This window comes from Bacillus sp. Cr_A10 (assembly GCF_029222665.1).
Taxonomy (GTDB): Bacteria; Bacillota; Bacilli; order Bacillales_A; family Planococcaceae; genus Psychrobacillus.
The window spans coordinates 785,606-797,755 of record NZ_JARHXR010000009.1; the positions used below are offsets into that span (position 1 = coordinate 785,606).

A 12,150-nucleotide genomic window follows, 5' to 3' on the forward strand; every position below is an offset into this window, starting at 1 on the left:
TTCCCTTTTCACTCTTTATATGAAACCTTCTTGTCTCCCATTCGTATAATGTATTGTATATATAAGGAGGTTACAAATTATGACTGAAGTTGCCCAAACTTTCATTCGACATTTTTTAAATATACCTATAATGATCACTTCTTGGTTCATTTTCTTTTTTGCATTTGATACAAGTTTTCTTATTAGTTCAGCTCTAGCTATTGGAATTTATTTTATATCAAATTTTAGTATAAAAAAGTTACAACAAAGAAGAATTATGAAAAAACACCAGCTGACTGTTTCGGAATATTTTCATATTCAAAAGCAGTTAAAAGAGGCGAATGTTAAAATTCGTACATTAAATAGCCTATACCTAAAGGTTAGATCTATAAGTTCATTTAAACAACTTTTCGAAATGACTCGCCTTGCAAAACGAATTATTTCATTGGTTAAAACAAATCCAAAGAAATTTTATCATGCTGAGAACTTTTTCTATGCACATTTAGACTCAGCAGTTGAGCTTACTTCGAAATACACGTTATTAGTAAGTCAGCCTATTAAAAACAATGACATGAAAATCGCTCTACAAGATACGAGAGATACTTTACAAGCTATCAATTATAAAATGGAGGAAGATTTAAAAGATGTCCTCGCCACAGATATTGAACATTTAAAAATGGAATTGGATTTCGCTAAATTGTCTGTTGGCAAAAAAGAACAACCTTTATATTTAAAAGGAGAATCAGAAAATGACCGAAAAACTATCGAATACAAATAATGATTTCTTAATGGATGAATTATTAGAAAGTCCATTTGAAATGGCAAAGCCTCTAGAACAGCCAGTAACACCTACTTCTGGAGAACAAGCTCCTACAAAACTAATTGATCGTTTATCTGAAGTTGAAAAGCAAAAAGCGAAGCAATTGGCAGATCAAATTCCTGCTGGAAATTATGAGGCAATATTAACATATGGGGCTAATGCACAAACTGAACTTTCTCGTTTTTCCCATCAAATGCTTGATCATGTTCAAAAGAAAGATATTGGTCCTGTAGGAGATATTTTAGGGGATTTAATGAATAAGCTTTCTGAAATAAATCCAGAAGAATTAACTACACAAAAGAAATCAGGACTCAAAAAATTATTTAATCGAGTTAATCGCTCTGTTCAGGAAATGATGACAAAATATCAAAAGTTAAGTACTCAAATTGATAGAATTGGTATACAGTTAGAACATTCCAAACGAGGACTTGTAGAAGATGTTCATATGCTGGACAAACTTTATGAGCAAAATAAAACCTATTTCCAAGCATTAAATGTATATATTGCTGCAGCGGAATTAAAAAAAGAAGAGATTATTAATAATACAATTCCAGAACTTCGTAGAAAAGCAGAGGCTTCCAATGATCAAATGGCATATCAGGAAGTTAACGATATGGCCCAGTTTTTAGATCGATTAGAAAAAAGAGTATATGACTTACAATTATCAAGACAAATTACCATTCAGAGTGCTCCACAGATTCGTATGATACAACAAACCAATCAAACGTTAGCTGAAAAAATACAATCGTCAATTATGACGTCTATTCCTCTTTGGAAAAACCAAATTGCGATTGCGTTAACACTTAATCGTCAAGCAAAAGCCGTAGAAGCTCAAAAACAAGTGACAAAAACTACAAATGATTTACTTTTAAAGAACTCCGAGATGCTAAAAGTGAATAGTATTGAAACAGCAAAAGAGAATGAACGTGGTATTGTTGAAATTGACACATTGAAGAAAACCCAAGAAAACCTTTTACAAACTATTGAAGAAACAATTCGTATTCAAGCAGACGGTAGAGTCAAACGAAAAGCTGCAGAAATTGAAATCGGTCGTATGGAGGAAGAATTAAAACAACGTCTTCTATTAATTGCTGAACAATCTCAAAAGAATTAACAACTAACGAGTTTTACTCAAAACAAAACCGCCTTCAAAAAGGCGGTTTTTTATGAACTCTTTACTACATGATGTAGTATTTTTTTTAATATTCTTAAAGTTTCTTCCGAGAATTTTTCTAATGAGGAAGCGGTTGCAGTTTTTTTCCCAAATATTAAGCGGAACAGCTCTAATTGTTCTTCGGTTGCATCTGCATCATTTAAAAATAAATGTAATACTGTTATATTCTTTCTTTCAAGCTCTACTACTGCTTCTGCTGTATCCATTATTCCGTTTTGTGCATATCCAAAAGCGGAAGGTTCTCCATCAGAAAACATAAGCAAAAATTTATGATGCTCTGGTCTATGTTCTAGTCTTCTACCCATCCACCTTAAAGCGAATCCATCGCGATTATCCTCATGTGCATTTATGGAAAGAATATCTAGTCCATTATCTTGTTGTCCGTCTTCCAATTTATGAATCCATTCAAATGTGTTCGGCTGTTTTGACTCAGATGCTTCATATGCATCTTCATAATGTAGTACAATTTCATGTGCAATTTGTAGTTTTCTTAATACATCATGAAATAGTAGTACTGCCTTTTTCGTATCTTCAAGCTTGTCTTGCATAGATGCGGAACCATCTACTAGCAAGCCGAATACTGCGTTTAATTGTGTGCTTGGTGCAGTTTTTTTATAAAATGGTTTTGGTCGTTCTTCTGTCCAAAAAACGGACAGTTTTGATGAAAGCCTACCTTTTGATAAATTTTCACGCTTAGCTATTTGTTTTTGTTCCATCCGCTTTTTCATCTCATCAACAAATGCTTTTACATAAGGTGCTTGTTCTTGTCGATAATTTTCCAATAATCTATTATCTTGAGCGATAGAATTTGTAATTATTCGTTTTTCATCATACACTACATGAACATTCTCTTTACCAAAAGCAGTACCCGCTTTTTTTAGAGAATCTGAACCCTTTAAAGATTGATTGTCACTATTAAGCTCAGCTGTGCTACCAGAAGATTGCCCTTTCCCAATTTCTGTAATATCATGTCCTTCTTGCCCTTCTTCTGTGGCTATACGTTGATCAGCTTTCCCATCTCTTCCATGTTCCAATTCAAATTGTAAATGAAGTCCTTTTTCATCTTCATTTTCTCGGTGCCAACTTCTAAATACCTCTTCAATCGTTTCTTTCGATTCCTCTTCCCCTGTTTCAGAATTCTTCACACCTTTATGGTAATGAAAATCAGATTTTCGTAAATTGGAACTTGAAATAATCGAATAATATTCATGAATTGTATCTTCTTTTAAATCATCCATAAATAGATAAAAAAATTCATATACCATACTAATGGAAGATTGTGTATGGCTATTTTCATAAGCTTTCTGAATAATACTATTTGCTTTATGAAATAATTCAGGCCCTGTTACACGCATAGTACCTTCGTAAAGACAAACATATAAGTAACTAATAAAAGCATCAGCTAAAAAGCCTTTTTGACTATTTACTACTAGTTGTTGTTTATGAAATGACAAGTACATTTGAATTCTTTTCTCAAATACTTTAATCGTTCCAACTCTTTTTTTCTGGATTTTTTCAATTAAGCGAAATTCTTCTAAACAAAACACTAATTGATCCATCCATTTTGAAAATGTTACTGGCTGATTTTCTTTGTAATCTCTCCATATATGGAGGTTGAAATCTTTCCAAAATCCCTCAGAAAGTAAATAGATATCAGACATCCTACCAGCATTCATTAGGCGTTCTTCACGATGTCTCCAAAACACACTTATTGACAAAGACTGCTCTTCTGGTTGAAATTCCATTAACTTACGTTCTTTAACCATTAACATTGAATTTGAAGTTAAAGCCTTGGCGACATTTTCATAATGCATTAACTGCCTTGCATTAATAGTTTCATTATTAAATTGTATAAAACGATCTATAGAAGGCATCTAAATCCCTCACTTCATCCAAGAAGAAGCTAGTTCTATTACAAGCTTTTTCTCTTGATCGTCCTCTAATTTTTCTGCAATTGCATAGGTGATTGCCCTCATTGGATCAATATATTCAGCTAGTTCCATTGCATATTGCATACTTCTAATCGAAGCCGCCTCTTCTGATAATAACCCTTGTTTCACTTGATTCATCAGATCTTCTGCTAAATTTAACATTAAAACATGCAATTCTTTAGATGAATTTGGAAAAAGATCCATCCAAAGTTTTTCAAGAAGTTCTCCTGAGATATAGGGAATTGAATAGGATACAAATCGATTCTTTAATGCCTCATTCATAGGTGTAGTACCTATATACCCTTCATTGATTGCAGCAATAACCGAAAAATCAGGGTGTGCTTTTATGACTTCACCAGTAAACGGATTGGTTAACATTCGTCTGTAATCCAATACACTATGTAGTATAGGTAAAGTTTCGGATTTTGCCATGTTGATTTCATCAATATATAATATATGTCCTTTTTTCATTGCTTCGAGAACTGGCCCTTCCACAAATTCAATCGAGTTAAGTCCTTCTTTTAAAACAATCGTTTTAAATCCAAGTAATGCTTCCGCATCTAAATCAACTGAACAATTAATGCTTTGCACTGGCTGTTGAAAAAATGCAGATATTGTTTCAGCCAATTTGGTCTTTCCTGCACCTGTAGGTCCTTTTAGTAATACCGGCTTTTTTAATGTCACAGCTAGTAATACATCTTCTAGCAAATGTTCATTTGGCGACATATAACCACCTTCACCGATTAATTGCTTGTCTCCATCATTATGAGTTCTCTGCAATCTATTCTGTCTTTCTTGTTCGATGACATTAATCATTTCTAATTCTCCTTATGTAAAAAAAGCCGATGTCTCCACCGGCTTTTTTGTCAGACTCCTACATACATTTAACATAATTATTTTCTCTTATTGAAAATATTCCTTATAATAGCCGCCAACTTTTCCTGTATTGTCAATGACAAATAGAAATTCTTCTGTTTCATTTTTGACTTCATATGTGTTTCCAACAGTAAGAACGTTACTCACTAAGAATTTTTTTGCATCTGTATGAACACATTTTACCGTCTTAAGTGTTGGCTTTGTTGCCCAATTAGTATGTATCATATAACCACTTCCTTTATATTATAGTATACGATGGTGTACAGAAGATTTCAAACGAAAGTAATACATAAAGAAGTAACCTAGTCTGTACTTGTTCTAAATCGATTCGCTATCAAAGACAAATTCTACAACTACATTACTTTACGCGTATAACACAGATGTGTTATAGCCCCGATAAATAAGAAAATCGTTGAAACGGCTCCCTTTCCGCGGACGTTGCCTTAGCCTCCTCGCTGCGCTGCGGGGTCTTCGGCTAACGCTATTCCCGCAGGAGAATCGCCTTAATCAACGATTTTCTATAAATACTATTTGAATAAGTTTAAGTGATAAAAACTTGCTCTATTAATGACATTATGATTTTCTAATTGAAAAACGGATAATAGTTGATTTTCGTTTCAGGCGGCGACTCCAGCCGGAATAGCAAATGTTTTCTGCACCAAAAGCGAAGCGGCAGGCGCATGAGGTGAAGACCCTGGACTGAGCATAGCGAGGGAAGCGGCTGAAGCCATGCCGGCGGAACGCGTCCGCCTGAATCGGAAATTAACGGGTCCAAAATAAAAATCGACTATGTGAACAACTTGTCGTTCACATACAGTTAGACTTTTTCAGTGCCCTCATGAGTCTTTCCCTCTACATATCAAATAGAATTTTCACTGACCCCTACAATCGAATATTGGCGCAAAAAAATACAGACCCTCAAAAATGAGAGTCTGCATTTTATTACTAATTAAGAATTTAACATTAAGTCTTCTGGGTTTTCTAGAAGCTCTTTTACTGTTTTTAAGAATCCAACGGAATCTTTTCCATCGATTACTCGGTGGTCATACGACAGTGCCACATACATCATTGGGCGAATTTGAATTTCATCACCAACAGCGATTGGTCGTTTTTGAATTGTATGCATTCCTAGGATACCTACTTGTGTACCATTAAGAATAGGAGTTGATAATAATGAGCCAAATACTCCACCGTTTGTAATTGTAAATGAACCACCTGACATATCAGAAAGTGCTAATTTGTTATCACGAGCTTTTTTAGCAAGTTCTCCAATATTACCTTCAATCTCAGCAAAGTTTTTACGATCTGCATCACGTACGATTGGAACAACTAAACCGCCTTCCGTAGAAACTGCGATACCAATGTCATAGAAATTGTTTTTTACAATATAATCCCCATCAATTTGAGAATTCACATAAGGATATTTTTTAAGTGCTGCTACTACAGCTTTTGTAAAGAATGACATAAATCCAAGACGAACATCGTTTTCTTCAAAGAATTTATCTTTTTTGCGAGAACGTAAAGCCATCACGTTAATCATATCAATTTCATTGAAAGTAGTTAACATCGCAGTGCTTTGTCTAACTTCCAATAAACGAGAAGCGATTGTTTGACGACGGCGAGACATTTTCTCGCGTGTAAAACGACCATCATCTTCTTGTCCAGCTACTTTTGCCGGCGTTGGAGCAGGTGTTGCTGCTTTTGCAGGAGCAGAACCATGTGCCGCAACATCTTGAACACGTACGCGTCCCATAGGGTCTACCGGAGAAATTTCACTTAAGTTAATACCTTTTTCACGAGCAAGTTTACGTGCAGCCGGACTAGCAATAGTACGGTCTTGTTCATTATTGTTTTCAACAACTTCTGCTGCTTTTGGCGCTTCAGATGGTGTAGAAGCAGGAGCTTCTGCCGCTTTTGTTTCAGCACTTGGCGTTGGTGCTGCTGGAGCTGCAGAGCCTGAACCAGCTCCTACAATAGCAATTACTTGCCCAACTTGTACTGTATCGCCTTCTGCAAACAATAATTCACTAACAACGCCAGCTTCTTCTGAAATTACTTCAACGTTAACTTTATCAGTTTCAAGCTCAACGATAAACTCACCTTTTTCAATTGTATCACCAGGTTGTTTTAACCACTGTGCAATAGTACCCTCTGTAATCGATTCTGCTAATTCTGGAACAATAATTTCTGCCACTTTAATTTCCTCCTCTTATCTAACCTTACCTTAATTGCTTTTTAATGCTTCTTCAATAATGCGTGATTGTTCTAACTTATAAGTATCAATATCACCTTCTGCTGGGCTTGAACGATGAACCCGCCCAACGTACGAAATATCTTTTCCTTTAGCTAGATCTAGTAAATATGGCAGAGCAAAATTCCAAGAACCCATATTTTCTGTTTCTTCTTGTGCCCATACTAGTTGTTTTACGTTAGGATAGCGCTCGATAATGGCTTGAATTTTTTCAGCTGGGAATGGATATATTTGTTCAATACGAACAATATGCAAATAATCATATCCTTTTCCATCTTTTACTTTATCAGCTAAATCAATTGCCAATTTACCACTAGCGAAAACGATTTTTTCAACTTTTTTCGTATTTTGCCCAAGACCTGGTTGTTCGATAACAGTTTCAAATTGACCAGTAGTTAACTCTGCTACATCTGCCCCTACTAAAGGATGGCGTAAAAGAGATTTCGGAGAAACAATAATTAATGGACGAATTGCTTCTTCTTTTAACATTTTAGCTTGTCTGCGCAAAATATGGAAATAGTTTGCCGCACTTGATAGATTAGCTACTGTCCAGTTGTTTTCTGCAGCAAGCTGCAAGTAACGTTCTAATCGAGCACTAGAATGTTCAGCACCTTGGCCCTCAGATCCATGAGGAAGTAACATAACTAGCCCTGATTTTAATCCCCATTTAGAACGCGCTGAACTGATGAAGTTATCAAACATAACTTGTGCCATATTTGCAAAATCACCATATTGCGCTTCCCAAATGGATAAGGAATTACTATCTTCCAGGTTATATCCAAACTCATAACCGAGTATTGCAGCCTCAGTTAATGGACTATTGTGAACAACGAATGATGCTTTTGAATCACTAATACTGTGAATTGGTGTTAGCTCTTCACCTGTTTTTTCATCATGAAGAACTAAATGTCTATGAGAGAAAGTCCCACGTTGTGCATCTTGTCCAGTTAATCGAATAGAATTTCCTTCTTGTAAAATAGTAGCGAATGCCAATGTTTCTGCATGTCCCCAATCTACTTTACCTTTTCCTTTAAATGGTTCCTCACGACGTTTTAATATTTTCTCTAGTTTTTTAAATGCAGTAAATTCTTTTGGCCAAGTTAATAACTCTTCATTAATTTTTGCTAATTGACTTTCTGGTACCCCAGTTTGAATTTCAGGCATGCCATTTAATACAGCTTCCGGAATAATAATATCATGTGCTGTTGATTGTGGAAGTTCTTTCACACGATCATATGCCTTTTGCATACCGCTGAAAACATCTTGATCTAATGATTTAACATCTGTATCCTGTATTAAATTTTCCTCTACTAATTGTTTCCCATAAATTTCACGAACTGTTGGATGCTTGTGAATAATATGGTACATAGCAGGATTAGTTACAAGTGGTTCATCCATTTCGTTATGACCATAACGACGGTATCCAAGTAAATCAATTACAATATCTTTTCCAAACTGTTTACGGTAATCATAAGCAAATTTTGCTACAGCTATAACCGCTTCTGGATCATCAGCATTTACATGAATAACAGGAACTTCGTAACCTTTAGCTGGATCTGAAGAATAGTTAGTGGAACGAGAATCGTAATGTTCCGTAGTAAACCCTATCATGTTATTAGCAATAATGTGAATAGATCCACCCGTTTGGAAGCCACGAACTCGACTATAATTTAATACTTCAGTCACAATTCCTTGACCAGGAAAAGCCGCATCCCCATGAATTAATATAGCGAATGCTGCATTTTTATCTTGCACTGGATATCCTGAAGAATTTGTAGTCTCTTGAGCAGCACGAGTTTGCCCAGTGACAATTGGGCTTACAACTTCTAAATGGGATGGATTATACGCTAACTTAACAGTTAGACCAGATTTAGAACGATAAGAAGCACCATTATGGTATTTAACATCACCATACCAACCTTTAGAAATTTCTAAAGATCCATCCTTTGGTAAGAATGCGTCACTTGGTACATGTGCAAATTCAGCGAACATCATTTCATACGGCTTATTTAAAACGTGAGTTAACACATTTAAACGTCCACGGTGAGCCATTCCGATATTTACTTGTTTCGTATTTGTAGCGTCTGATTGACGTATTAATTCTTCAATAAGAACAACCAATGTGTCTAGACCTTCTACTGAAAATCGTTTTGCCCCAACAAAAGTACGGTGAATAAATTTTTCAAAACCTTCTATTTGAGTTAAACGTTTCAATAATTCTTTTTTATCATCTGCTGAAAGGTTCCCTTTTATAGCACCCTTTTCAATTCGTTCTTGTAACCATAAACGTTCGTCAGAATTTACAATATGAGCAAATTCAAAAGCAATATTATTTGTGTATACTGATTTTAAGTGCTCAATAGCTTGTAAACCATTTTTAACGTTTTCTGGTGGATTAGTAATAAGTAATTCTACTGGGATTTCAATCAAATCTTGTTCCGATAGATTGTATGTTTTTATATCAATTTTGGATTCGTTTTTAGGACCATCATTTAGTGGGTATACATTAGCAGCTAAGTGTCCATGTGAACGAATTGCATCTGCAAGTTGAATAGCACGAATAATTTTATCAAAATTATTCGGAGATACTGCAAGATTTGAAGCCTGAATATTTGATTCTGAGGATGAAGCTAAAGAAGGAGCTCCGTATTGTTTAAATAGATTCACTAATTCATTATCTACTTCTTCTGGAGATTGTAGATATAAATCGTACTGCTCCATTACATAACCAAGGTTAGGACCAGAAAAAGCTGACCAAGGTGTTTTATTGTTCGACATTTAGAAAAACCTCCAACATTTTGTGCCTATTATGGCTGATGATAAAAATGATTATAAATATATAATTACACACTAAAAATTAATATAAACTTATAAATACATACACAATTTGTGCACATTTACAGTTTACCATTCTTTCGCAATGACATAAAGAACCTTTTGAAAGAACGATTTTTCCATTACCATCTTACTACTATCTGAAAAAAATACAATCCTTTTTCACAAATTAATTTGAATTTAAAATTATTTTTTATCGCTCATTTTATTTTCACTTATTTAATTGAAATATTAGGAAAAAACAGACGAAAAATTGTTCCTTTTCCAGTCGTACTTTCTACTTCAATCTTTCCTCCATATTCAAGCATTAACATTTTTACAATACTTAAACCAAGACCAGAACCACCCTTTGATTTTGTCCTTGCTTCATCCACAATGTAAAATCGATCAAAGATTTTTGAAACTTGTTCTTCTGGAATTCCTATTCCATTATCTTGGACTGTAAGGATTGTATACAACCCATCTTGATAACCCTTGATTATTATAATTGGATCATGCTCATTGTACTTAATTGAATTATCCATTAAGTTCCTTAAAATTTGCAGTAAAGCAGTTTGTTCAATTGTAGCTACATAGGTTGAATCAATTTCTACTTGTATACGGACATTTGGATGTACAAGCTTATATTCATTTTGTAATTGGAAAATAACTTCCAATATATTTGTTGAAGATGTTTCTTTTGAATTCTCTCTTCTTGCAAGCTTCAACATTTCTTCCATGAGCTTTTTCATTTTTTGAATTTCAACAAGAGAAATTGATAACGATTCTTCTAATACTTCTTGTTCTTCCTTTCCCCAACGATTTAAAAGGGACAAGTGTCCTTCCACAACTTGTATTGGAGTTCTAAGTTCATGGGAAACATTATAAATAAACTCATCTTGCCTTTTAATCGTTTCTGAAACTTCATTCATTAGTTGTTTGTAAATAAGTAGAAGTTCACCGATTTCATCATTTGTTGAATAATTAAAACTTACTTGTTTTAAAAATTTGTGCTGTTTTGCTCTTTGCATTTCATTTCTTAACTCTTTAATAGGTTTTAATAAAATAGAAGAAATTGAATAACCAATTAGTGCAGATAATAAAAGAGAAATAACAGCAAAAATTAGCATCGCAATTAAAATATAATTCATAAGCTGAGAAAAATTCTCAAGGTCATGAGAAATTTCTACATAACCCGAAAATGTTCCAAAGTTGAGTGTCTCTATTTTATGAAAAACAATTTGATCATTTACTACTTCGCGTTGAAAATCTTCCATATTGTACGTGAATTCCGGAAAATCACTTGCATCATTAATACGTAACAATTCTATACCATCTTTGTTCATTATACGAACAGATTGTTTTTGGTTCACAATTTGATTTAACAGTGTTCGATTTCTACTAATATCCTGAATCGTTAGAAAAGGACCTTTTGATTCTATGAAGAGAACAACCTCATTTAAGGTGTTTTGTGCTATTTTCTTTTCTGAAATAAGCATCCAGTTATAAAGAGAAAAATATAAAATGACACACATCGTAAGAAAGCTCAAGAAGATAGAAATAGCTGAACTAAAAGTCCATTTTTTTTGAAGAGTCCAATTTTTCATTTTCTCATCACATACCCTACCCCTCTGACTGTTTCAATCATATGAGAAACAGCAGGCAACTTCTTTCTTAAATGCCTTATGTATACATCAACCACGTTAGTTTCAACCTCTGTGTCATACCCCCATACTGTTTGTAATATTGCATCTCTCGTTAAAACCTTATTTTCATTTTCCAATAGATATACCAACATATCATATTCTGTCTTAGTGAGTTCTACCTCTATTTCTTCAAAGAAAACTTGATGCGCATTCTTATCAACAACCAACTTATCCATTTCTAACTTTGTAGAGGGTTCCGTGTAATTAGCAACTCTTCTCAATACCGCACGAATTCTTGCGAGTAACTCCTCTATTGCAAAAGGTTTAACAACGTAATCGTCAGCACCAGCTTCCAACCCAGAAACACGATCAATTATTGCGTCTCGTGCAGTTATAAGAATTATTGGTGTATTTTTTTGTTTTCTAACTCTTCTACATATTTCAAGTCCATTTAAACTTGGTAACATCAAATCAACTAACAGCAAATCATATTGGTTTGAAATTGCAAGCTCCATACCCTCTCTACCATCATGACAAACGGTAACTTTAAAGCCCTCATGCTTTAATTCCAATTCAACAAATTTAGCTATATTCACTTCGTCTTCTATTATTAATAGATGAAATTCCATATTTTAACCCTACCTTTTAAAATAGCCGTT

General features: G+C 34.3%; 9 protein-coding genes. 2 read left to right on the plus strand and 7 right to left on the minus strand.

What is annotated here, in order from left to right; translation table 11 throughout:
• Window positions 1-79: 79 nt before the first annotated feature.
• The gene (locus P2Q73_RS11175; protein ID WP_275787012.1) at window positions 80-757 is read left to right on the plus strand and encodes a 5-bromo-4-chloroindolyl phosphate hydrolysis family protein; all 678 of its coding nucleotides are present in this window, start codon (window positions 80-82) and stop codon (window positions 755-757) included.
• The gene (locus tag P2Q73_RS11180; protein ID WP_275787015.1) at window positions 729-1,913 is read left to right on the plus strand and encodes a toxic anion resistance protein; all 1,185 of its coding nucleotides are present in this window, start codon (window positions 729-731) and stop codon (window positions 1,911-1,913) included. The genes P2Q73_RS11175 and P2Q73_RS11180 overlap by 29 nt, the downstream gene beginning before the upstream one ends.
• A 50-nt stretch (window positions 1,914-1,963) precedes the next feature.
• Here the strand turns inward: P2Q73_RS11180 and P2Q73_RS11185 are convergent, their stop codons facing one another.
• The 7 genes from P2Q73_RS11185 to P2Q73_RS11215 all read right to left on the minus strand — a co-directional run bounded on the left by P2Q73_RS11185 (window position 1,964) and on the right by P2Q73_RS11215 (window position 12,120).
• On the minus strand, window positions 1,964-3,847 hold the full coding sequence (locus P2Q73_RS11185) for a vWA domain-containing protein (RefSeq protein ID WP_275787018.1): 1,884 nt from the start codon (window positions 3,845-3,847) through the stop codon (window positions 1,964-1,966).
• A 9-nt stretch (window positions 3,848-3,856) separates the two neighbouring features.
• Window positions 3,857-4,720 carry an AAA family ATPase gene (locus P2Q73_RS11190; RefSeq protein ID WP_275787020.1) on the minus strand — a complete coding sequence of 288 codons (864 nt, stop codon included), beginning with the start codon at window positions 4,718-4,720 and terminating at the stop codon, window positions 3,857-3,859.
• Between the two features lie 87 nt (window positions 4,721-4,807).
• Entirely contained in the window at window positions 4,808-5,005 is a 198-nt protein-coding gene (locus tag P2Q73_RS11195) for a DUF6501 family protein (protein WP_053589618.1), read from the minus strand.
• A 724-nt stretch (window positions 5,006-5,729) separates the two neighbouring features.
• Window positions 5,730-6,974, minus strand: a complete 1,245-nt coding sequence (gene odhB / locus P2Q73_RS11200; RefSeq protein ID WP_275787024.1) for a 2-oxoglutarate dehydrogenase complex dihydrolipoyllysine-residue succinyltransferase — start codon at window positions 6,972-6,974, stop codon at window positions 5,730-5,732.
• A 30-nt stretch (window positions 6,975-7,004) separates the two neighbouring features.
• Window positions 7,005-9,809, minus strand: coding sequence for a 2-oxoglutarate dehydrogenase E1 component (locus tag P2Q73_RS11205; RefSeq protein ID WP_056829738.1), 2,805 nt, complete (start codon window positions 9,807-9,809; stop codon window positions 7,005-7,007).
• A 272-nt stretch (window positions 9,810-10,081) separates the two neighbouring features.
• Window positions 10,082-11,452 carry a sensor histidine kinase gene (locus tag P2Q73_RS11210; RefSeq protein ID WP_275787027.1) on the minus strand — a complete coding sequence of 457 codons (1,371 nt, stop codon included), beginning with the start codon at window positions 11,450-11,452 and terminating at the stop codon, window positions 10,082-10,084.
• A complete protein-coding gene (locus P2Q73_RS11215) occupies window positions 11,449-12,120 on the minus strand; it encodes a response regulator transcription factor (protein ID WP_275787030.1) in 672 nt (223 codons plus the stop codon). The genes P2Q73_RS11210 and P2Q73_RS11215 overlap by 4 nt, the downstream gene beginning before the upstream one ends.
• Between the last annotated feature and the right edge of the window lie 30 nt (window positions 12,121-12,150).

What these genes read in the sequence shown, in the direction of transcription:
- P2Q73_RS11190 (WP_275787020.1), bottom strand. Translation starts at nt 4,720, where the DNA reads ATGATTAATGTCATCGAACAAGAAAGACAGAATAGATTGCAGAGAACT.
- P2Q73_RS11195 (WP_053589618.1), bottom strand. Translation starts at nt 5,005, where the DNA reads ATGATACATACTAATTGGGCAACAAAGCCAACACTTAAGACGGTAAAA.
- P2Q73_RS11215 (WP_275787030.1), bottom strand. Translation starts at nt 12,120, where the DNA reads ATGGAATTTCATCTATTAATAATAGAAGACGAAGTGAATATAGCTAAA.
- P2Q73_RS11175 (WP_275787012.1), top strand. Translation starts at nt 80, where the DNA reads ATGACTGAAGTTGCCCAAACTTTCATTCGACATTTTTTAAATATACCT.
- P2Q73_RS11205 (WP_056829738.1), bottom strand. Translation starts at nt 9,809, where the DNA reads ATGTCGAACAATAAAACACCTTGGTCAGCTTTTTCTGGTCCTAACCTT.
- P2Q73_RS11210 (WP_275787027.1), bottom strand. Translation starts at nt 11,452, where the DNA reads ATGAAAAATTGGACTCTTCAAAAAAAATGGACTTTTAGTTCAGCTATT.
- P2Q73_RS11185 (WP_275787018.1), bottom strand. Translation starts at nt 3,847, where the DNA reads ATGCCTTCTATAGATCGTTTTATACAATTTAATAATGAAACTATTAAT.
- P2Q73_RS11180 (WP_275787015.1), top strand. Translation starts at nt 729, where the DNA reads ATGACCGAAAAACTATCGAATACAAATAATGATTTCTTAATGGATGAA.